Source organism: Luteibacter sp. P1_D3 (genome assembly GCF_056406135.1).
Genome location: NZ_JBFUAT010000037.1, coordinates 1 through 22308, shown reverse-complemented (window position 1 = coordinate 22308; position 22308 = coordinate 1). Strand labels below are relative to the sequence as shown.

Below are 22308 nucleotides of genomic sequence, written 5' to 3'. Positions count from 1 at the left end.
TTGCGGCGGCCGCGGCTGAGGGGTGCGCGAGCGCATTACTTGGCACCTCCGCTTGACGTTGAAAAACCCACACCTATCTGTCCGGCTTACCCCCTCAGTTCTCTTATCAGCGTCATCTTTTGAGGATGCCCGGCCCTGAACAACACGGACCGCGACATAGCTATCAAAAGTCTCAATCCTTCCGCGGAGATCGCACTGCTCTCTTTCGGCCGCCCTTTGCAGGTCCGCTATTGCCGACCGCTCCCTTTGCTGCTGTACGTTTTGACGCCACTGCCTGGCCTTTGGCCATCGCCCTTTCTAAGGCTGAAACGACCCCGGAATATCGAGCCACTTCGTTATCGGCCTTTCGTAGCTGATTGCTCAATAGGTCGCGTTCCGTCTGAGACGTGGCAAGCGCCGTTTGGTGCACTCGCTCCAGGGTTTCGTAACGCTGTTGCCAATGCTTTGCGTCCTGTCGGGCCCGATCAATCTCGTGGTGAGCACGATTTTCAACAGTCCGGAGATAGCTTTCCTGCTGCTCACGGCTTTCACGGAAAACGCTTTCCCAATGGTCGAGTTGCGCGCGAAGCTCTTTGATTTCCAAGGACTGCTGATCGCCAATAGCCTGAAGACGGTCACGTTGCTGCACGATATCCGCACGGAGCGCGTGGCTTTCCGCCAGCTGGCTGTCTAGCATCTGCCGGGCGCTTTCGGCCAGCCCCAGGGCTGCCTCAGCCCGGATGGTTTCAGCATCGGCTGCCTGCAAACGGTTCCCCCATTCTTCCTTTTCTTGAACCAACTCGGCGCGCGCGGCTTCCAATGCACTGCCTTCGTTCTTGAGGTTGGTTGCGGCCTCACGGTTGGCATGGTCAACAGCTAACCGCCACAGGTCGACCATCGCCTGCCCCACCGAACCAGGAACGTCTGGAAGGGCGCTCATCTCACGGAACCGCTCACCGAGCCTGCTACGCCAAACGTCGAGCATGCGCGTGACGGTGTTCGGCGATCCAGTACCGAGCGAGGCACGAATCTTGTCTACTGTCGGATTCTCGCCCGCGCCAAGAATTGCATCCGCGGCTGAGTTGACCTGCTCTTGAGTGATACCGGTACGCATGGAATGGTCTCCTCGATCGACGCCCTGCCCGCTTGGTTTCGTAGTCACGATAAGTGATGATTATCGCGGCTAGGTGCCCCTCTTCGTAGTATACATTACATATTATGAAATATAATTCCATCATTCCAACCTTGGCCCAACCGGCCTCCAGCCTGATGCTGCCGATTCAACTGGCGCAGCAGGCCACCGACGCCGTGCGCGAACTGCTCGCCGAGGCGGCCGCGGCTAACACCACGCGCAGCTACGCCAGCGCCCTGCGTTACTGGGCCGGCTGGCACGCGGTGCGCACCGGCGTCGAGCTCACTTTGCCGGTGGCCGAAGCGACCGTGCTGCAGTTCGTGGTCGACCACGTGGTGCGCCGTTCGGCCGAGGGCGAACTGGCTTGGGAGCTGCCAACTGCTGTGGACCGGGCGCTGGTGGCCGCCGGCCTCAAGGCCAAGCTCGGCCCGTGGACGCTGGCGACGGTGCGCCATCGGGTCGCGGTGCTATCGACCGCGCACCGGCTCAAGCAGGTGCTGAACCCGTGCGAGCAACCGGCGATCCGCACGGTGCTTAGCCGCGCCGCCCGCGCGGCCGTGAAGCGCGGCGTACGGCCGCGCAAGAAGACCGCGATCACCCTTGCCGAACTGGAGGCGATGCTGGCGACCTGCGACGACGAGAGCCTGGAAGGCTTGCGCGACCGCGCCCTGCTCTGCTTCGGATTCGCCAGCGGTGGGCGCCGGCGCAGCGAGATCGCGGCCGCCGATCTGCGCGACCTGCGCCGCATCGGTCCGCAGGGTTTCATCTATCGCTTGGAGCACAGCAAGACGCAACAAGCGGGCGTGACGGCGGCATCGACGCCGGATAAGCCGATTCTCGATCGCGCGGCGCAAGCGTTGAATGCTTGGCTGGTTGCCTCTGGCATCACCGAGGGGGCGATCTTTAGGAGGCTTTGGAAACACAGGGTCGGCCCTGCCCTCTCGCCGGCGGCCGTGGGCGAGATTGTGCAACGGCGCGCCAAGCTCGCGGGTCTCGAGGGGGATTTTGGCGGACACAGTTTGCGATCGGGTTTCGTGACCGAGGCGAGTCGCCAGGGCGTGTCGCTGCCGGCAATCATGGCGATGACAGAACATCGCGCGGTGGCTAGTGTAATCGGGTACTTCCAAGCTGGCGGGGCAGCAGGCAACCCAGCTGCACGCCTTCTCGAAGATTAATAGAGCCTGCGCGAAAGTCGCGGCCACAATTCCGTCGACATCCGACCGAGTGTCGACGATCGGCGGAGATGCGTAAGCCGCCCCGTCAAGCGCAGATTTCAAAAGTAGAACGGGTGGTGGATTGGCGCAACTCGAGCTCACGGAGTCGATTGAACAGACGGGCTCGGATAACTGCGGCACGATGGCCCTTCGTATTTCCGGAAAGCGGCTTGCAGCCGTTCGCCGTCGAGACATGAACTCGGTCGGCCAAATAGCGGGCAGCGACAGATTCACGCTCTACAAGCACCCTACCATGCAAGGTACTCGAGCAGACCCTATTCCTTGAGCCAAGTCTTTTTTATGCTTGCGAAATCGAGCTTCTTCCACTCATCTTTCCATAGCTGGTAGAACGGTTGTGCACACCTAATCGCGGTACTATATGCAATTAAGCTCGTATAACAACGACTTAGCCCTTCCAGACTAAACACCGAGCCGGGAAACTGTCGAGTTATCGAAGGAAACACGACCGAAACGCCACAGAAACGATCTAGCTGCGGACGATGGATCGAGACCCCGTAATGGCGAGCGCCTTCACCGCCGTGGTTCCCGGTAATGAGCAAACTTGGTAGGCGGAGGTCACCTCACCGCTGCCAAGCTGGGCCGAGCATAGAAGACGCCAAATCCTTGCCGGCGCTCTAGAGACATACTAGACCTCAGTGTGAACTTGCACGTGCCGCCGGAGGTGGCTGGACGAAGCGCACCGAGGCAGCCCAGATTAGTTCCTTGTGAACGTAACGTCCAACGCATCGCCTTGGCACGTCGGCGTTTCATGACGATTTATCCTTCGGTTGTCAGCTCCTGAGACAGGAGCGTGCCCGTCCGCACCCCAGATATTAYGATCGAAGTCGTAGATTCATATTTTTTTAAAAGACGCAGCAACCCCAGCCGCGCTCGAGAGCACTCATGCGCTCAGAGTCGTGGCCTTCAACTACGAGCACCCGCATCCACGCTGATGGCGTGATACCCGGATCTACTGCGCGTATGCGATCGCTGACCCTGTCGGACGAGGCCGCCTCGTTATTACCGGCCCAATCGATCCTTCCATACAGAGCTCGATACCAATGATGAATTCCACCACAGACGCTTACGATGGTTGGGTCATGCCTGTCGCATCTACGATGAACGAGCGCGATAATTCCTCGCCGACGATGGTAGTCCCAGCAACCCGCGCCGAACGCATATCCAGCATCGATGTGCTTCGCGGATTCGCATTGCTGTGCATCTTGGTTATGAACATCGACAGCTTCGGCGACGTGCAGGCGGCACACGACATTCCCTTCGGCACGTCACTGGGTGCCTTTGCGGGTTCGTACGCGCACTGGAATCTGGCGTTGTTCTACATAAAGTGGTTGTTCTTCGAGGGAAAGATGCGCGCCATGTTCTCGATGCTGTTCGGGGCCGGCGTTGTCTTGCTAACCAGTCGAGCCGAGAAACGCGGTGCAGGCGGCATGGCGGCGGATATCTACACGCGAAGGAACATCGTGCTCGTGTTGTTCGGGCTGATCCATGGTTGCCTCATCTGGGACGGGGACATCCTTTTCGACTACGGCCTGGTTGCGTTGCTTCTTCTGTATCCCTTGCGGAAAGCCAGGCCAAGGGTCTTGCTCGCGCTGGTAGCCATATCCTCCTTGTTGAGTACCTTCTCGTACGAGTCCTACTTCCACATCGCGCAGAATATGCTCCTGTCCCGTCAAGCTGCAGCTGTCGCGACGAAGGAACAGCAGCATCAGCCGGTCAGTGCTGCGGAGCGCTCCGTGCAGAAGGCGTGGCAGGGAGTCATCGACACCCATCGCCTTCAAACGCGCGAGGAAATCAACAAGGATGTCGAGAAGAAACGCGAACAAGGCTATTGGGAAGGCGTCGACCAACGCCTTGACCGTTACATCGGAACGAGTGTCTCGTTCCACATCTATCTGATGCCCGACGTACTCGGCCCCGCACTATTAGGCATGGCCCTGTTCCAACTGGGATTCCTCACTGCCGAGCTGTCGCTTGCGACATACGTGTGGACGGCACTAATAGGATTCAGTATTTCCGTACCGCTGGTCATTGTCGGCGTGTACCGCACGTACGCGCATGGGCGCTTCTTCTTCCTCAACAACGACGAGTGGCTGACCCTGCCCTACGATCTGCAGCGCCTGACGGGCATGGTGGCGATTGCCGCCGTGGTCATGATCCTGATCAAACTGGGTGCCTTGAAGCGGATTCAGCGGCTCCTCGCGGCCGTGGGCAAGATGGCTTTGACCAACTACCTGCTGGCGAGCGTGCTTTGCCAGTTCGTCTTCATCTGGGGGCCGTGGAAATTGTTTGGCACCCTGCAGTACTGCCAGTTGATGTACGTGGTTTTCGCCGTATGGGCCGTCAATCTCACCCTGAGTTCCTTGTGGTTGCGCTATTTTCAATTCGGCCCGCTGGAATGGGTATGGCGTTCGGCAACTTACGGAAAGTTCCAGCCGATGCTCGTTCGCGCTGACGCGGTCTAGGGAGGGATTGTCAGGCGCAGGCTGCAAGTAAATAGACTGCGGAATCGCCGCTCGCTGGCGATTAAGGCGTCAGTATCCCGACGCCGTTCGGTGATGTCCTGAAAGGCGCCGAACCGCCGCTTCCATCACTGCACGCACAGCCGGCGCGTAGTAGCCGGCTGCCTCGTAGGGCGTGTAAGCCGCTCGCAGCGCTCCAGCGTCAGCCCAAGTTCCCTCCGCCGGTCACCTGGGCCTAGAGCACGAGGCGAATGGCTTGGTCGAGCGCCTCTTCCAGCTCCTCGACAGGAAAGGGTTTAAGCAACCTGACGGCGCCCACCGGCGCGTCGCTAGCATCTTCCTCGGGGTCCGACAGCATAACCACCGTTTTCAACGCCGGGTTTCGCGCGCGGGCGTCCGCAAGGTACGCGAACCGTTACCACGCCACCATTCGTGTGCCTAAACCCATGACATGTGCAGTCGATAGGCTACGGAGCTCAGATGCTCCGAGTAGCCGACGAGCTAAACGCAGTGCCGCTACCGCCAGGAACGCCCCGTCGCGGGCGATAGGCGTCCGCGAGCTGTGCTACCGCGAGGGCACGCAACCTTCTCTGGGTCCCGAAACTATGCACGCTCACCGTGACCGTTTCCGCGACCTCTTGGGCGGGACGTAGGATGCGATGAAGGCCTCATAGCGTGCTTGTTCGTCAGCAGTGGGTTGCGGAAATCCGCGCTCGAGCTAGTCGTGGAGGACCCTGCCGACGAAGGATCCCGATCGGGCGATGCGATACGTATAGGTGGTGCGCGTGAGCCCCAATGCACCGTCGTAAACGGTCGGGACATGGCCGTTTGGCGTATTGACGATCGCAAACGTTCCGCATAGCGTTTTCCTAAATTCCGTGCACGAACCGCACGAATGTCAGTCGTCGTCGGATACATCGGTTTTCGCACCCTTCAGAGTTCGCTGTCGGGAAAGTTTGGGGGCGCAGCCTTGGCATCGGTGAACCGACTTATCAGGATCATTCGCACTGCCAGCCAAGCACTGGCAATTAGCCTCCTCATGCCTTGTGCCACGTCGGCCGAATCTAAGGTTATGGCTTGGGCCCTCGGCGCCAAAGTCGTGAATGAGAAGCTACCCGTTTCGGACACATCCGGCTGGGATGGCTGGATGTGGCAAGAGCTGCCGACGAGCTTCCAGACTCTGCTGGGCAAGCACTAGCTCTTCCAGCGCACGGTGCCCATCCGAGGAGGCCGTCAAAGGACGGTTCTGATGCAATCTGTGGATTGAACGACTCGCCCGGTAGAGAATCGAGGGGCCAACGGTCCGGGATCGCACATGGAAGACAAGAAGAAAAAGTCGCCGCACAGAACGATCTGGATTGACTGCAGAGTGACCACTGCCAGCCACGCGAACGTCATGGTGGCGCGCAAGTGTAAAGTCTCGGAGCCTCATCCCGGGTCGCGCACGAAGAATCACGATATAAAGATTGAAGATGCCCATGCAGAAACCCAACTTCGCCGTTGGCAGTGTATCCGATAGCAGCACATACTCGCGATGAGACGAAGCAAATCGCGACGGTCACGAACACGATCATGACGCCTCGAGCGGGGCCGCAATAGGGGGCTTCGGCACACCCGTGGCGGAACGTTTTCGCGGGACTCCGGCATCTAGAACCTGTTTGCCGGTAAAGTGAGACAGCGCCGGGTAACGGAAACTCGTGGCAGACCCCTTGCGTCGCCGGCTAGTCCAGAAAGCCGCGCCGCAGCGCAACCGTCACTGCGTGCGTGCGGTCCGAAGCCTCGAGCTTCATCAGGATGTTCTTTATCCGCGCCTTAATGGCTGCCTCTGAAACAAAAAGATCAGCCGCTATCTCACTATTTGATTTCCCGATGGACACCAAGCGTAAGACGCTCAACTCGCGAACGGTCAAAAGGGCTCCAGGCAGATGCGGCGGGCCGCCAGTGGGGTCGCCAAAGTAATGTTCTCCGACCACCGCCCCGCGGATGGTCTTCAGCAATTCCGCGCGAGTGGCGGTCTTATAGAGGAATGAAGTGGCGCCGAGCTTCATCGCACGGTCCATGCGCGCGTCACCGGGATATGTCGTCAGCACCACGATCGCTGCGTCGGGATACTTCTGGCGGATGGCGGTCATTGCCTGAAGGCCGTCGATCTTTGGCATTTGTAGGTCCATGAGCGTCACGTCCGGCAGCAAGTCACCGAACTTGGTCACACAATCGGCGCCGTCAACGGCTTCGCCGACCACTTGAATGTCGGCTTCCTGGGCGAGATTCAGGCGCAGACCGTCTCTGACGATCGGATGGTCATCCGCAATCAGGACACGTATGGTTTCGATCCGCTTGGTCACGGTACTTCCTGCCCGCCTAAGCCAGTGACCGGGCTGTTCTGGCCCGGCACGTCCTCCCGGCACTATTCACTGCGGCGAGCCTCCGGACAAGTAGCCGGTTGGATAGTTTTCGCGGAGTCCCCGAAAGCTGTCTGTATTCACGAGCGTCATTTAGCGCGTTTCGCGTAGGCGCGCCACGAAGGGATCTTCAAGCGCGCAATCGTACCGCCCTCTCGGGCTCGCGTCAGTGTCAACCGGGCCCCGATCAGGCGGGCCCGCTCCAGCATGCCGACCAGACCCCAACGATCGTTGGAGGTCTGGTCCAAACGATCGCTTGATGCGAACCCTCGCCCGTCATCAGCGACGGTGACAACGAGGGAAAACCGTCGGTATCGGACGTGCACTTTTACGCTGGTGGCGCTAGCGTGGGTCACGCCATTGCGAACGCACTCCCGCACGATGGCCAGCACCTCTTCTTGGGCAGCGACCGTCAGAGGACGCGGCGCTCCCGCAACGGACATAGCAAAAGACGTGGGCGTTCCCACCACCGAGTGGCTGGCACACGCTTCGATGGCGTCGATGAAAGAAATTTGCTTCCCCGTCTCCCCGCGCAACAGCAGAATGATCTGGCGTCCGTACTTGAGCGAAGTCACGGCGTGCGAGGCGGTCCGAGATATCTGCTCCCGCACAGAATCGGGCACTTGCGGATTCTCCGTCCATGCCTGGAGATGCAGGGATATCCCCTGAAAGTCTTGGAGTAGGGTGTCATGTAAATCGCGAGCTATGCGGTCGCGCTCGGATTGCCGCTCGTTGAGCAGCACTCGCACCTTGTTGGTCGACCGTTGCAGATGGACACGAAGTAATACCAGACACAACACTATGAGGCCGAGGACGCTGAGCGCGGTAAACCACCAAGTTTGATAGAACGCCGGACGAATGCTGAAATCGATGAATGCGGGTCTGGACGCCGGAACCCCGTCTTCATTCGCTGCCGTGACCTCAAACCGATATGTGCCCGGGTCAAGGTTCGTGAAATAGGCGGTCCGTCGTTGACCGACGTTGTGCCACTCGCCATCGCTCCCCGTTAAGCGATAGCGAAAGGCGACCCGATCAGGCGACGTGAGCATGGCGGCCGTGTAACGGATCGACACTGCGCGGGTGTGGATTGGTAGCTCAAGGTTCGATRGCGCCGTGTACGTGGTAGTGCCCGCGATGACATTCCGAATGCTGACTTCGGGCGCAACGCGATTCCTCAGAATGTGATCCGGATGAATGGACGACAGGCTGGTCTGCCCGGCAACCCAAAGGGTTCCATCGGGCCCCAAGCGCACGGATGGCCCTGGTCGCAGCTGTGAGGCCTGACTCCTTACTCCGTCACGATCATCGAAATGCTCGGAGACCACCTCGTAGCCGGGGTTCTCGGCCGCCCGACGCAGTTCATCCTTCCCGATTCGGTAGACGCCCGAAACGGAATTGAGCCAAAGTTCCCCACCCGGGGTCTCTACGATTCCCGACGTACCTCGGAATGCCTGGCCGTCGGCCCCCTTCAGAGGGATGAACCGGTCCCTCACCAGCCGCGCGATCCCGACGTCACCAGCAGCCCATACCGTCTCCCCATGAACGTAGAGGCCCAAGACGTTCCCGACCGCCAAGCCATCCGATCCAGTAAAAATCGTCGTACGGTCGCCGTCTAAGACGGCGATGCGATCCTTCGGATAGGTCAGCCAGATACGCCCTTGATCGTCATTGACCACACGCACAGCGGCGCCCTTCGGCAATCCCCGTGTCGCTCCGGGGGACACCCATTTGCCATCGCTGAGCTGGAAAATGCCGGCTTTGGCCACCGATATCCACACGCCCAGCTTCGGGCTGATCGCAATTCCCTGGCAGTTTCGACCCCACTCTTCGTTCGCCTGCGCAGGGTAGTGCCCGATCGCGTCGCCCGAAATACGTCGGACGGCGTCGGTGGCAACCGTCCACATGTTCCCCATGTCGTCAAAGCCGATACATCCGACGTGGTCACCCAGCTGCGGCACCGCTTCGAAGCTCCGTCCCGGTCGAACCGCGCCGGGCTTCTCCCCGCCCAACCAGAGCGTGTTATCAGGCGCAATGGCAAAGACCGGCCAGGTCGTTCCGACAGGAAGCTCCTGCGGGGTGAACTTGGTCGGTGTGTACTCCAGGAGGTCCCTCGCCGTGGCAAGCCAGATGTTCCCTTCCCTATCGGCCATCATCAGCCCTGGAGAGTCGATGAAGCCTTCGGACACCTGCTCTGGTGCCGTGCGTTGCCACGGAGAAGTGTTGACCAGCCAGCGGTACCGTTTGAATCCCGTGGACGTGGAGAACCAGACAGCACCCGAGGAATCGACCAGCTTGTGTTGCTGGAGGTAATCGTTCCCGCTGGAGGACAACACACGATAGGGAACGGGAGAATCGCCTACCTCGGGAATTCCGCCAGGCGTCTGTTGAAACGGCGCTCCGGGCGATAGCCGGCCGTAAACCCCCTCGTTATCGACAATCCAGACCTTGCCACCGTAGTTACCGATCCAACGGGGAGCTTGCCCAGGGTACCCATCGGCCGCCGTCAAGGTCCGCCATGTCATGCCGGAGAGCTGCGCAACGCCCGTGGTACTCAGCGCATACAAAGATCCACCATTGCCTGCGGCGAATTCCTTGACGGACCCGCTGGGGAAACTTGCCTCCGGATACGCTGTGAACGCACCGCGGTCGAGGCGACCGACTCCCCCAAACGTAAACCCGAGCCATAACTCGCCGTGCTTCCCTGCGAAGACGGTATGTATGGTTGGATCCGGAAGTGAGTCGCCTACCTTGGAATCGAATTCGGTTCCATCGAACCGCCAAAGCCCGGTCGACGAAGAGATCCACAAGGTGCCATCGGCGGTCTGTGAGAGGCCGTAGATGACCGACGGTGCGCCCTCCCGAGCTGTGTACCGCGTGAGTCGGAGCTGGCTCACGTTTACGTATAGCGGCGATCGTTCCGGCGCCGCGCTGGGACCCGCCATTTGGATGAAAATGCTGTCGAGCGGTCCCTCATGAGGTTCGACGGCACCGTAGCGTGCCGCTAGCGAGAGTTCGCCCGTCCGGGTTGGGGCGGTCTGTTTCGCCAACGCTGCCGCCGGTTCGGTGGCAGCCCGCGCTCCACCGAGCGGGAGCAGCAGTACGCATAAAGTCGCTAGCCTCACGATAAAAGACGAACGCATTCTGAGCATGGAAACACCTCCGTGAGCCTGACACCGTCGATGGTCGACTCGGCCAGCCCGATGCTCGTGCAGACGTCGCCTTTCGCAGGACGGTCCATTAAACACCTTTTCGTTACCCTGCATTACGCCATGAGGTCGGCGCGGCATAGAGATGACGTTTCGCGCGAGGTCGGTATCGGCTTTTACGCATCATCGATGACGGACTGAATCCAGCGGAGACTCGTTGTTCCGTAAGAAATAGCGCAGGCACGGATAAGGCTCCATCTACTGCTTTTCTATCCTTTTGGATACTTGCCGAAGACGCGTCCGTGCGCGGATAGTCAAACTCTCGAGGTCGCCATCTACGTATCCGCACTCGAGCCATCGAGTCACCTCACCGTGCGCGAGCTCGGCATGCGAATACTTGACGCCAAAGGCTTAGACCATGCAGCCCGGATTTTTAATCGCCCCCGACAACTTGTCTTCCAGGCCACAGGCGTCGGTTAGCCGCGTGCATCATGTTGCGATAGGTGTGGATCGCGCGTGCGAGGTGAGCTGCATCCGCCACGAATGCGCAGATGGCGAACCTCTCATTCTGGCTTCCTGCGACGACATGTATCTCTTCCTCGCTGTAGCGAACGATGCCACGGAAATGAAAGCCTGCTTTCGCGGCGGCCCTGAGTTGGTTCAAGGCCAACCCGGATCCACCGTCCATCTATTCGACCTGCGCCACGAGTGGACCATCCGATTCAATGCCGCGACGGTCGCTCTTTCAATCCACATTCCGCGCAACGCCGTTGGGTTTAAGAGGGGCATGCGTCCATCAATCTATGCGAAGCGACCGGAACCCCACGTCAATAACTTAAAGACATCGATCGTCAGCGACCTTGTCGGCGCGGCCACTTGCATGCTCACCGCAGGCGATGCCACCAGCCGCCTGGCCCTTCATCACGTGATACAGGTGCTCCTGAACAACGTCTCCGCGGGGTTTTGTAGTTATCGGGTGTACCCGTGCATGCCGTGCGAACGCCTTGCTCCGTGGCAGGAACAACGAGTTCGAGCTTATCTCACCCAGAACATGGGGGAGAGGATCCGCGCCGTTGACCTTTCGCGTCTCTGCGGTCTCCCCTGCAGTCAGTTCAGCCGGCTTTTCAAAAACACCGTCGGCACTCCCCTTCGTCGCTGGGTCCTGGAACAACGCGTTGAGCGCGCCATGGGACTGCTCCTCTCTCGCGTTGGCTCCATGGCGGAAGTAGCCAGCGAAGTCGGATTCTACGACCAGGCCCATTTCAGCCGAATCTTCTCGAGCGTAACGAAGTGCAGTCCCATGGCGTGGCGCCGAAAACACCTGACGGAGCCGGGAACCTCATCATGAAAGCTGCCGTTGTCTATGAAAAACGATGGACCGGAGGTCATTCGTTTTGAGGGCATACCCCCACCCAGATGCCACGCCGATCATGTGCTGATCGACGTAGTCGTCGTCTCGATCGAGGGAGGAGACCTGGTCAATCGGGAGATACGACCACTCGTTGGTCGTCCACAGAATTGAACGTAGGGCCTCCGGCCGTGTCTTGCTGCATCCGCAATCGAGGTGAGGCGTGCTATTGGCGTCATACGATAATCAGGCCTTTAGCTCATCGCGGTATGGAGCGAAGTTCCCTTGCAGATCCTTCATGGCTGGGTGGTCGCTCGTCGTGCCTTCCAGAAGCGATCACTGATATCCGTGTCGTCATCAGGTATCCGAACGACGACGCGCGTGGGAGATCAACTATGAACACCGTTGATTACGAGTGCCAAACCGCTGCCGAGCTTATCGAAAGGGACTTGGTAGGTCGCATGGCCGCCGGCGACCGCGCCGCATTGGCGACGCTTTTCCGCGGCTATCACGCCTCGCTTTGCCGCTTTATCTCGCGCCTGACGTTGGACTGCGACGTCATAGAGGGCGTCATCGATGCCACCTTCTGGACCGCGTGGCAGCATGCGGCTGAGCTTCCTGAGAATTCCCGTGTATCCACGTGGCTTTGGGGAATTTCGTATCGTTGTAGCCTCAAGGCGATCGAGGGACTCGTCGACAGCCGAGCTTCCGTGGTTTCCCATCCTACGAATTCTCGACCTCAACTCAGTGACTCGCACGAGGAGCTTGTGCGGAGACTCAGTGACCTTCCGCTCGAACAGCGCGTCTTGATCGACATGGTCTACGGTGCCGGGCAAGGCCTTGATGAGGTTGCTGTGATCATGGGTTGCGATGTGGACGCGCTGAAACCGTACTTGCGCCAAGCTCGAAATAGCTTGAGTTCGGTGATCGCCGTACTGGACGACGACTCGTTCAACTCGTAGTACCACCTGGGGCGCGGCGACCGCTGTTCGATCGCAGATGCCCTTGGTGCGACGACGCCAACTTCCTACCGAATTAAGGAACCATCTGCGTTCCAATCCCATCCCAACAAGCCGCACGGTGCGAAGCGGCTGCCGAACCACCACGGAGTTGCACCCATGAAAACCTACCTGATCAATCACCTTCGCATTCCGGCGACGTGCCCAATCTTTCGGCCCTTGATTACCTGGATCAGGTAGAGGCCACCGTGGCGCCTTACGGCGGCAAGTGGCTGGCGATGGGCCCAGCCACCGTCACGGAAGGCACCTGGCCAGGTGCGGTCGTGCTGATGGAGTTTCCCAGCCGCGAGCAGGCCGACAACTGGTACACGTCGGATGCCTACCGGAAGATCCTTCCGCTGCGCACCAACAACGCCATTTCAGACATCGTGCTGATCGACGAACTGCCCGAGGGCTTCACCGTCAAGGCCTGGGCGGCGGACATCCGGCGCCAGGTCACCGGCGGCTGAGCGACAAAGAGCGTAGGTTCGAAATGTGCCGGCCATGGGCCGGACGAACAAGCCACCCCGTCCAACGCCACTCCGTCCAGGCCGTGGTGTGCCATTTGCCGCTCCATGCGGCTGACGTCTCGCGGCCACACACCGTGGATCTGCCGCACGACGACCGAATGTCGCAACCCGTCCATCAGTCCACACCGGCGCCGACCACGCGCATCAACACCGATGTGGCCATCTCGTTGTTCGTATCCCGCGTCCGGCCAACCGGCGCTTCCTCACCCTCATGGGAGTAAAGATCATCAAAAGTTTATCCAGTCGTTTTTCCTTAGCGCTCGTCGGAGGGCTGGTCGCAAGCCTGCTTGCACTAGTCTTGCCACTGACGGCTTCGGCGCAGGCGTCTCTGTCGACGAAACCGACGGTCGTGCTGGTGCACGGCGCCTTCGCCGATTCGTCGAGCTGGAACGGCGTCATCGAACGCCTGCAGGCGAAGGGGTACACCGTAGTGGCGGCACCCAACGAACTGCGCGGTGTCGCCAGCGATGCGGCGACAGTGCACAGTCTGGTCCAGAGCATCCACGGCCCGGTGGTACTGGCAGGCCACTCGTACGGCGGCTCGGTGATCAGCGAGGCAGCCAGCGGACTCGACAACGTGAAGGCCCTGATTTACGTCGCCGCTTTTGCTCCCGAAGTGGGCGAGAGCGCTGATGAACTTGCTGGGCGCTTCCCAGGTGGCTCGCTTGGCCCGACGCTGGAACCTGCGGTGCCGCTGACCCATGGCGGCAAGGATCTGTACATCCAACAGGACAAGTTCCGCGCGCAATTCGCCGCCGACGTACCGGCAGCGCTAACGGCGCTGATGGCGGTCGGCCAGCGCCCGATCACCGAAGCGGCGCTCAACGAAAAAAGCACCTCCGCCGCCTGGAAAGCCATCCCGTCATGGTTCGTTTATGGCACGGCCGATCTCAACATTCCGGCCGCCGCGCACGCATTCATGGCCAAACGCGCCCATTCCCACGGGACCGTGGTGATCAAGGGTGGCTCGCACGTCGTGATGGTGTCCCATCCCGCAGAAGTGGCGAAGCTGATCGAAGAAGCTGCCGACAGCACGCAAAGGTAAGGCCATGCGAAACAGGGGTCAGGGATGACCTTCCACAGGTATCACACGGTGGCTCACGCGCTTGCTTGAACGCTAGCGGGACTGACGTCGTCCCATTTTTCCTACACCTTTAAACTAGAGCCGCGCCGCCACAGTCGGGATCGATGACCGAATTCGCATCCAGAATGGACGATGCACAGATCGAAGCGGCGGCGGCTTACTTCTCGGTGCTCGAGCACTGACCACTCCTCAGCATAGTCGCCCGCTGCCTTGCAGCGTGTGCGTGCGCGCGGGAGACACAGGGGTGGTCCGCGCCTTCGGAAATTGCATTGACGCTAAGCGAAGAGAGTATCGGCAGCTGACCGTTAGATTTTTTGTACATCGCGCGGATGTGCTAAAAAAAATTGTCCAAGACCCCTAAAACGACGCGTGGTAGTTTCCGTGCAAATGCCCACATTATCCTTGATAACGGGAGGTGTCATGAAACGTATTACTTGCTTGCTGATGGCAGTACTCGCCTTCTCCGCTGCTACCGTGTCGGCACCTTCAAAGGCCGCGGATAAACCCACCATTGTCCTGGTGCACGGCGCGTGGGTGAACGGTAGCGGATGGCGACCGGTATACGAGCAACTGGTCGCGAAGGGCTACGTCGTCGTTGTTGCGCAGCACCCTCTTACCTCGTTTGATGCGGACACCGCTGCAGTTCAGAATGCGATCGCTTCGATTACCGGTCCCATCGTCCTTGTCGGGCACAGCTATGGTGGTGCTATCGTCACCAAAGTGGGCAATGACCCCAAGGTCAAGGCGCTTGTATACATCGCGGCTCACGCGCTAGACGATGGCGAGACCGAGGTGAGCAATGGAAAGAAGTATCCGAATGTTGCAGGGAAAGATGTCAAGAAGACAGCCGATGGCTTCCTCTACCTGGATCCAAAGGCCTATCCCGCCGACTTCGCTGCCGATCTTGATCCAGCGACAGCCGCCTTTGAAGCTCAAGCACAAGAGTTGACTGCTGCGTCGGTGTTTACCGTGCCCGCGAGCAGCCCTGCATGGAAGAATAAGCCGAGCTGGTACATGGTCGCCGGCAGCGACAAGATCATCAATCCCGACCTCGAGCGGATGTATGCCAAGCGCGCGCACAGCCAGACGGTCGAAGTAGCGGGTGCCAGCCATTCGGTGTACCAATCTCATCCGAAAGAAGTCGCCGACCTGATCGTGCGGGCCGCAGAGCAGGTGAGATGACTTGGTGCAACACGGACCTACTTCCTGTCGAACTGAAGCACGGCTTGCGGCTTGCCGGCTTGAAATGCATCCACAGCGGACTTGATGCCCACTTGAACACCGTTTGTCGCAAACAATGGCATGGCTACGTCAAGCATCACCTCGTCGGCTGCAGCGACGCCTACTAAGGCAAAGCCCGCAAGAACGCTTTGTTATGGACTGCGTACGCACGTGTGGGGCCTTGCGCAATCCCCGACGTCACGCTCAAGTCGATGCTCACCCGTCAGGCCCGCAAGACGCCATCGACCAGTTCGGCCGCAAAGCACTCCTCACCGACATCGCCATAACAACCGGCGTCTTCGCTCCGACCTTAGCGCCTCGCTGCGTTTCCAAAAGGCCCCCAAGATGATTACCTCCGCACTCTTCCATCCGTTCCGGCACGGCTCGCTCGAGCTGCCGAACCGGATCGTCATGTCGCCGATGACGCGCCGCTCCAGTCCGGCAGGGATCCCGAATGAAGCGGTTGCCGACTACTACCGCCGGCGGGCGGAAGGCGGCGTCGGCCTGATCATCACCGAAGGCACCACGATCGACCGTCCCGCAGCGTCGGACGACATCAATGTTCCTAACTTCCATACGACGGCCAGCCTCGCCGGTTGGGCTCGCGTGCTCGCCGGGGTTCATGCCGCCGGCGCCAAGATGGCACCGCAGCTCTGGCATCAGGGCCTCTCCCGCCCGGACGGCAAAGGACCGTATCCCGACGCGCCGTCCGAAGGCCCTTCCGTGGTTGAAGGCCGGGGGCATGCAATGAGCGAGGCCGACATCGCCAAGGCGATCGACGCCTATGCGAGCGCGGCCGCGGCTGCGCAACGGCTGGGCTTCGACGCCGTGGAATTGCATGGAGCCCACGGCTACCTCATCGACCAGTTCCTGTGGGGGCAGATCAACCGGCGATCCGACCGTTACGGCGGCAACGCCGTCGAACGCACCCGGTTTGCGGTGGAAGTAGTCCAGGCCGTACGCCGTGCGGTCGGCCCGGCGTTCCCGGTGATCCTCCGGTTCTCGCAATGGAAGACGCAGGACTATGCCGCGCGCCTGGCCGAAACACCGGAGGAGCTCGAGCGCATCCTCACTCCGCTGGCCGACGCCGGTGTCGACATCTTCCACGCCTCCACTCGCCGTTTCTGGCAACCTGAATTCGCAGGATCCCACCTTACCCTCGCCGGATGGAGCCGCAAGCTGACAGGACGCCCGTCGATCGCCGTCGGATCGGTGGGACTGGCGGGGCCGGATTTCATGGAGACGCTGACAGGCCGCTCGTCCGGCGCCGACGTGGGCAACCTCGACGAGCTGTTCGAGCGGATGGCGGCAGACGAGTTCGATCTTGTTGCGGTCGGGCGTGCCCTGATCGGCAACCCCGATTGGCCATCCAAAGTGCGCGCAGCGCGCTTGGGCGAACTGAAGCCCTTCGAAAAGTCACAACTGCGAACCCTGGCCTGAAACAGCGTACATTCTGTCGTACTCGCCCTGCTTTTCCGATCCGGCCTGTACCTTCATACCCGTCTTATGAGCGAACGACCGTCCGCGTGATGGCAGCCGGTCCAATCCCATCCCGAGAAGCCGCACGGTGCGAAGCGGCTGCCGAACCACCACGGAGTTGCACTCATGAAAACCTACCTGATCAATCACCTTCGCATTCCGGGCGACGTGCCCAATCTTTCGGCCCTTGATTACCTGGACCAGGTCGAGGCCACCGTGGCGCCGTACGGCGGTAAGTGGCTGGCGATGGGCCCAGTCACCGTCACGGAAGGCAGCTGGCCGGGTGCGGTCGTGCTGATGGAGTTTCCCAGCCGCGAGCAGGCCGACAACTGGTACACGTCGGATGCCTACCGGAAGATCCTTCCGCTGCGCACCAACAACGCCATTTCAGACATCGTGCTAATCGACGAACTGCCCGAGGGCTTCAYCGTCAAGGCCTGGGCGGCGGACGTCCGGCGCCAGGTCACCGGCGGCTGAGCGACAAAGGGCGTGGGTTGGAAATGGGCCAGCCATTAGCCGGACGAGCAAGCCACCCTGTCCAGCGCCACTCTGTCCAGGCCGTGGTGTGCCTGCCGCTCCACACGGCGGACACCACGCGGCCACACACCGAGGTGGCTATCTCGTTCGTATTCCGCGTCCGGCCAACCGGCGCTTCTTCACCCTCATGGCGCGTTTTCCACGACAGCTACAAAGACAACCGCGACCAAGTCATCGAGCGCATGTCCACCTCCTTCTTTCGTCATCAAGCTTCGGTTTCTGCGGCGAACGCAGATTGCACGATCCACCTGATGCGGGAATTTGGGCAGGTAGATCTGGCACTGAAGATGATTGCCGCCTGGATCGGCGAGCGCACCAGCGTCGAACGCTGGAACCCCTTGTATGGTTGAGTGACCCAGCAGGCGGTCGGCATCGTCGAAAATGTCTCGCTCCAGCGTCGGCGCACGCTTTCGATAGCGATTGAATCAGATCCACTCCGGCGAAAGCGTCTCACGCTCGAACTCACCAAACATGCGGTAAATCAGTCTTGCCCACTTATGCTGCTTTCTCGCTAGGACCATATCCAGGACAGGGAAGGTCCCGCTGTCGCCCCTGCCGGCGAACTGCGTACGGCCAGCAGCCGCGATCACCACCATCGCAGTTCTTCAGCGGTTTCGACGGCCATGACGCAAGGGCCAACGCATCGCCCTGCCATATCGGTCTTTCATGAAGGTTTCTCCTTCGGTCGTTAGCTCCTGAGATACGGGAGCATGCCCGTCCGCTCTCCAGATATTACGATCGAAATCGTAGATTCATATTTTTTCAGTAGACGCAGCAACCCCAGCCGCGCTCGAGCGCACTCATTCGCTTAGAGTGTGGTTTTTAACTACGAGCACCCGCACCCCCGCTGATAGCGTGGTGTCCGAACCTGCCCATCCATTCCAACTCGCTAAGCGCCAGGTTCGGATACATCTCCCAATGAAGAAACTCATAAAAATCGGAACCATCGCCATGCTCACGGCGACGGCGGGTGTCCATGCGCAGACACCCGCTTGGGAGACCCTTCCGCCTCCGCCCGCCCTCCCCCATCTCGCCAACGAAGGCTATGTGGCACGTGAGGGGGCGCGCATCTGGTACGGGACGGTCGGCGAAGGTCCTGCCGTGTTCCTCCTTCACGGAGGGATGTCCAGCAGCGACTCCTGGGGTAATCAAGTGCCTGCCTTAATCAAGAGCCATCATCAGATCGTGCTGGTCGATACGCGCGGTCACGGTCGAAGCACGCTCGGCAACGTTCCGCTCAGCTATGAGGTCTTCGAGGAAGATCTGATAAGTATCATGGACACGCTACATATCAAGAAGGCTGACATCGTTGGCTGGAGCGACGGTGCCAACACCGCACTCGTGATGGCGATGAAAGATCCTGCCAGGGTGCGCAAGATTTATGCGTTTGGCGCGAACATGAATGCGGACGCGGCCAAGCCCGGTGCGTTCAATGCGCCGATCCTTGGGAAGGTCGTCGTCCAGCTACAGCAGTTGTACGCAGGAGTATCACCAGCACCGGATGGCTTCGGCGCACTTCACGAGGCGGTCGAGACGATGCAGAAATCCGAACCAAACTATGCCGCCAGCCAGCTTGCGGCTATTCGTGGCCCGACGATTGCTATCGCCGACGGCGACCATGAAGAGTTCATCAAGGAGGAACACACCCGCTACATGGCCAAGACCATACCCGGCGCGCATCTGGTCATTCTCCCCGGAGTGRGTCACTTCGCCCCGTGGCAGGCACCCGACTCCTTCAGCGCATCCGTCCTCCAGTTTCTACAGTAAGCCGCTGGCTTCAATCCCCTTATCGTCACCGCGAGTACCCATGTCTTACAGAGATTTCGAGCCTGCCGACTGCCTCTCAGGCGATTTGATCTCCCCTCCTGCTGAACTCAAACGGTCACTGACACTCGCCGACCTGATCATCTACGGCATTGTCTACATTGGTCCAATCGCGCCCTTCGCTTTCTACGGTTATGTCAGCAGCACTGCCAAAGGGATGGTCGTACTTGCCTATCTGGTGGGTGCGGTCGCGATGTTCTTCACTGCTTACAGCTATAAGCTTTTGTCGGCGGATTTCCCGCTTGCGGGCTCCGCCTTCGCCTACGCGCGACGAGCCATCGGCGAGAAAACAGGATTCATTGCGGGATGGATGCTCGTTCTCGATTACGTCCTGATGCCCGCAGCGGTCTATCTTGCCGCGGCGAACGCACTTCACGAGATCGTGACCGCCCTGCCCCGCTGGGCAATGGTCGTGGGATTCATCCTCATAGGGACCGTAATCAACTATATCGGCGTGCAGGTTACGACATTGGTCAACAGACTGATCGTCGCCGTACAGCTGGCCATCCTTGCGGCCTTTGTCATCTTGGGTCTCTACGCCTTGCACCACGGCGCAGGTGCAGGTCACCTGACCTTGAAGCCGCTGTATCAAGCCCATGTCTTCAGCCTCGGCTTGATGTTCTCAGCCGTCTCCTTGTCAGCGTTATCGTTTCTTGGGTTCGATGCGATATCGACGCTTGCAGAAGAAACGAAGGGTGACAGCAAACGCCTGATCGGCCGCGCAACCATCATATCGTTGTTCCTCGCGGCGGCTCTGTTCGTCACGCAGACCTGGATCGCTGCCGACCTTGCCAATGGCATGACGTTCGCCTCGCCGGATACAGCTTTCTACGAGATTATTGCGATAGCGGGCGGCAAGACGTTCAGCATCATCACCGCATTTATCTGTGCCATGACATTTGGTCTCTCATCGGCAAGCGTTGTTCAGTCTTCCATCTCTCGCCTGCTCTTTGCGATGGCCCGCGAGGGAAGAATGCCGGCGTTCATGGCTGCCGTGCATCCGAAGTTCAGGACACCCTATAAGAGCCTGCTCTTCGTATCGGTGGTGTCCATCATCGTCGCAATGGCATTTCTTAACCATTTCGACCTGATCGGCATCCTGGTTAATTTCGGCGCACTAACGGGATTTCTCATCCTTCACGTGACCGTGATCATGCACTTCATCGTGCGAAAGCGCTCCCGCGCATATGTACGACACCTAGTGTGTCCAGCGATCGGTTTCTGCATCTTGTCGTATGTCCTGTACTACATGGAACTGGACGCGTGGATACTTGGTTTGAGTTGGTTCGCATTGGGCCTGGCTGGATATTGGCTCTTCATCGTCAGGCTTCGGACGTCGGCCACAAACGCGGTTCATCAACGCTGATGCACGTAGCAACCATCAATAGCTGTTCCTATGCCCTTTAACCATGAAAGTGAACATTTCCGATGACAGAAAGTGCCCCGGTCTTRCTGAACAATCAATTCATTTCTTTCGGGAAACTGCTGGTGGCCGGCCGGCCTGGCGCCGACGTCTTTGAGAAGGACGGCATCGCGACGTACTGGGCGGGGTGCTCGTCCATCTTCTTCAACCTGCTCTTCCTTTCGGAGCCGGTGACGGGCCGTACCATGCTGAATCAACGACTGCGTGTGGCGGCAGACTACATGCGAACGAAGACGGAACCAGGCTTGTTATTCATATCGGATGACTACCTTCATGGTGAGGTCCTCACAGCGACCGACGGCGTCCTGGAGGAGACAGGTCTCGTTTCAATGATTGAAACCACTGGCATGATTGGCGATCTAGTCGCATTCGCGGGACGTTCGAAACACCCTGCGCTCCGCTTTGAGCGGGTCACAGACGAGAGAGGATTCTACGAATGCGCCGATATCAATAGTGTGGCTTACAGTTCACCCGTGGAGCTGATGCGAGATGGCATCGACGGTGCGACGCTATGGAAGGAACGCGCGTATTGCTATCTCGCCTATCTCGGTGACGTCGCCGTGTCGACGGCCTCCGTCGTCGAAAGCGAAGGAGTTCTCTATGTCGCACTCGTGGCAACGCGACCGGATATGGAGCGCCGCGGCTTCGCAGAGGCCACGATGCGCCACGCGTTGAGCGCCGCAAGTGAGGCAACGGGCTACCGCAAGACCTGCCTCCATGCGACGCAAGCGGGCTTACCTGTTTATGAGCGCATGGGGTACACCCCGGTGACGCGCATCGTGGGCGTCGGTCTGACCAGCACTGTCGTGGTGCGCTGAACGAGAGATGGAAAATAACGTCCGTCGGGCTGGCATTCGCAAGACCTGACGGTGGCCAGAAAAGGTGGTCAGTGAGCGATGCTCGTACACCCTGCGCTCCCGGCGATTGGACGGAAGTTGCAGCGCGAGGACGCAGCGTCAATCGCCGGTCACATGCGGCTTGCCGTCGACGATCTCGAAACGGAATGCATAGTCCATGCTGAAAGCGGTGTTCTTGCGGACCTGGCTGATGTTGCCGCGTCCATCGTCGGTTTCCTGCACGACGGTCATGGGAGAGAACTCCCACTTCGACACGGCCGCCTGGCATGCCCTGAAAAACGCCAGGTCATCGGCGTCCGCCGAAGGACCGAGATTCCTCACGTCGCTGACTTTGCCCGTGTCGTCGACGATGGCCTTCACGCGCACAATGACGAGCGGCAGCCCCTTAGCAACCAACGCATCCGGATAAGCGGGCGCGTCACGTACGATGGGTTGCGCTCCGAAGGCATGCTCGCTGACCTTCAGCTTGTATTGATCGCCCTCCGTCGCCGGCAACGCCGAATAGCTGACGGCCCCTTCCTTGTGGGAGCTTTCGACCCGATCCGGCACGGAAAGTGCCGTACGGCAACCCGTCGCGCTTGCGGCCACAATAAGCATGGCGACGCCGACGAGGCGCCCCGAAGAGATAGCGATCATGTTGGTGCCCTGCACCAG

The 22308-nt window shown here is 59.8% G+C and carries 17 protein-coding genes; 13 read left to right on the top strand and 4 right to left on the bottom strand.

Features of this window, described 5'->3' with window-relative positions; genetic code table 11:
- Positions 1 to 172: 172 nt before the first annotated feature.
- Positions 173 to 1093, bottom strand: coding sequence for a DNA-binding protein (locus AC1DYM_RS19205; protein ID WP_477341056.1), 921 nt, complete (start codon positions 1091 to 1093; stop codon positions 173 to 175).
- 104 nt (positions 1094 to 1197) lie between these two features.
- Between AC1DYM_RS19205 and AC1DYM_RS19200 the strand changes: the two genes are divergently transcribed.
- Together AC1DYM_RS19200 and AC1DYM_RS19195 are read left to right on the top strand one after the other, a co-directional pair.
- Positions 1198 to 2286 carry a site-specific integrase gene (locus AC1DYM_RS19200; protein ID WP_477341054.1) on the top strand — a complete coding sequence of 363 codons (1089 nt, stop codon included), beginning with the start codon at positions 1198 to 1200 and terminating at the stop codon, positions 2284 to 2286.
- 1157 nt (positions 2287 to 3443) lie between these two features.
- Positions 3444 to 4808, top strand: a complete 1365-nt coding sequence (locus AC1DYM_RS19195; protein WP_477341052.1) for a DUF418 domain-containing protein — start codon at positions 3444 to 3446, stop codon at positions 4806 to 4808.
- Between the two features lie 1718 nt (positions 4809 to 6526).
- On the opposite strand, the gene AC1DYM_RS19190 is transcribed toward AC1DYM_RS19195, so the two are convergent.
- Both AC1DYM_RS19190 and AC1DYM_RS19185 read right to left on the bottom strand, forming a co-directional pair.
- Entirely contained in the window at positions 6527 to 7150 is a 624-nt protein-coding gene (locus tag AC1DYM_RS19190; RefSeq protein WP_477341051.1) for a response regulator transcription factor, read from the bottom strand.
- A 146-nt stretch (positions 7151 to 7296) separates the two neighbouring features.
- Entirely contained in the window at positions 7297 to 10356 is a 3060-nt protein-coding gene (locus tag AC1DYM_RS19185; RefSeq protein ID WP_477341049.1) for a sensor histidine kinase, read from the bottom strand.
- Positions 10357 to 10771: 415 nt separating this feature from the next.
- Between AC1DYM_RS19185 and AC1DYM_RS19180 the strand changes: the two genes are divergently transcribed.
- The 11 genes from AC1DYM_RS19180 to AC1DYM_RS19130 all read left to right on the top strand — a co-directional run bounded on the left by AC1DYM_RS19180 (position 10772) and on the right by AC1DYM_RS19130 (position 21615).
- Entirely contained in the window at positions 10772 to 11701 is a 930-nt protein-coding gene (locus tag AC1DYM_RS19180; protein WP_477341047.1) for a helix-turn-helix domain-containing protein, read from the top strand.
- A 395-nt stretch (positions 11702 to 12096) separates the two neighbouring features.
- Positions 12097 to 12663 (top strand): RNA polymerase sigma factor, encoded by a 567-nt coding sequence (locus AC1DYM_RS19175; RefSeq protein ID WP_477341045.1) that lies wholly within the window; start codon positions 12097 to 12099, stop codon positions 12661 to 12663.
- Between the two features lie 197 nt (positions 12664 to 12860).
- The gene (locus AC1DYM_RS19170; RefSeq protein WP_477341043.1) at positions 12861 to 13169 is read left to right on the top strand and encodes a DUF1330 domain-containing protein; all 309 of its coding nucleotides are present in this window, start codon (positions 12861 to 12863) and stop codon (positions 13167 to 13169) included.
- Between the two features lie 271 nt (positions 13170 to 13440).
- Positions 13441 to 14274: an alpha/beta fold hydrolase gene (locus AC1DYM_RS19165; RefSeq protein ID WP_477341041.1), complete on the top strand. Its 834-nt coding sequence runs from the start codon at positions 13441 to 13443 to the stop codon at positions 14272 to 14274.
- A 459-nt stretch (positions 14275 to 14733) separates the two neighbouring features.
- Positions 14734 to 15495, top strand: a complete 762-nt coding sequence (locus AC1DYM_RS19160) for an alpha/beta hydrolase (protein ID WP_477341039.1) — start codon at positions 14734 to 14736, stop codon at positions 15493 to 15495.
- A 384-nt stretch (positions 15496 to 15879) separates the two neighbouring features.
- Positions 15880 to 16974 (top strand): NADH:flavin oxidoreductase, encoded by a 1095-nt coding sequence (locus AC1DYM_RS19155; RefSeq protein WP_477341037.1) that lies wholly within the window; start codon positions 15880 to 15882, stop codon positions 16972 to 16974.
- A 165-nt stretch (positions 16975 to 17139) separates the two neighbouring features.
- Entirely contained in the window at positions 17140 to 17490 is a 351-nt protein-coding gene (locus AC1DYM_RS19150) for a DUF1330 domain-containing protein (protein WP_477341036.1), read from the top strand.
- Positions 17491 to 17507: 17 nt separating this feature from the next.
- Complete coding sequence (locus AC1DYM_RS19145; protein WP_477341034.1) at positions 17508 to 17900, top strand: hypothetical protein; 393 nt, start codon at positions 17508 to 17510, stop codon at positions 17898 to 17900.
- A 568-nt stretch (positions 17901 to 18468) separates the two neighbouring features.
- Positions 18469 to 19317 carry an alpha/beta fold hydrolase gene (locus AC1DYM_RS19140; protein WP_477341032.1) on the top strand — a complete coding sequence of 283 codons (849 nt, stop codon included), beginning with the start codon at positions 18469 to 18471 and terminating at the stop codon, positions 19315 to 19317.
- 40 nt (positions 19318 to 19357) lie between these two features.
- Entirely contained in the window at positions 19358 to 20740 is a 1383-nt protein-coding gene (locus AC1DYM_RS19135) for an APC family permease (RefSeq protein WP_477341030.1), read from the top strand.
- Between the two features lie 62 nt (positions 20741 to 20802).
- Positions 20803 to 21615, top strand: a complete 813-nt coding sequence (locus AC1DYM_RS19130; protein WP_477341028.1) for a GNAT family N-acetyltransferase — start codon at positions 20803 to 20805, stop codon at positions 21613 to 21615.
- Positions 21616 to 21753: 138 nt separating this feature from the next.
- Here the strand turns inward: AC1DYM_RS19130 and AC1DYM_RS19125 are convergent.
- Positions 21754 to 22308: energy transducer TonB family protein (locus tag AC1DYM_RS19125; RefSeq protein ID WP_477341026.1), on the bottom strand; the 555-nt coding region annotated here is incomplete at its 5' end.

Bases quoted from the DNA above. Each gene is read 5' to 3' on its own strand.
- AC1DYM_RS19205 (WP_477341056.1), bottom strand. From the start codon at position 1,093: ATGCGTACCGGTATCACTCAAGAGCAGGTCAACTCAGCCGCGGATGCA.
- AC1DYM_RS19200 (WP_477341054.1), top strand. From the start codon at position 1,198: ATGAAATATAATTCCATCATTCCAACCTTGGCCCAACCGGCCTCCAGC.
- AC1DYM_RS19195 (WP_477341052.1), top strand. From the start codon at position 3,444: ATGAACGAGCGCGATAATTCCTCGCCGACGATGGTAGTCCCAGCAACC.
- AC1DYM_RS19180 (WP_477341047.1), top strand. From the start codon at position 10,772: ATGCAGCCCGGATTTTTAATCGCCCCCGACAACTTGTCTTCCAGGCCA.
- AC1DYM_RS19175 (WP_477341045.1), top strand. From the start codon at position 12,097: ATGAACACCGTTGATTACGAGTGCCAAACCGCTGCCGAGCTTATCGAA.
- AC1DYM_RS19165 (WP_477341041.1), top strand. From the start codon at position 13,441: ATGGGAGTAAAGATCATCAAAAGTTTATCCAGTCGTTTTTCCTTAGCG.
- AC1DYM_RS19160 (WP_477341039.1), top strand. From the start codon at position 14,734: ATGAAACGTATTACTTGCTTGCTGATGGCAGTACTCGCCTTCTCCGCT.
- AC1DYM_RS19155 (WP_477341037.1), top strand. From the start codon at position 15,880: ATGATTACCTCCGCACTCTTCCATCCGTTCCGGCACGGCTCGCTCGAG.
- AC1DYM_RS19135 (WP_477341030.1), top strand. From the start codon at position 19,358: ATGTCTTACAGAGATTTCGAGCCTGCCGACTGCCTCTCAGGCGATTTG.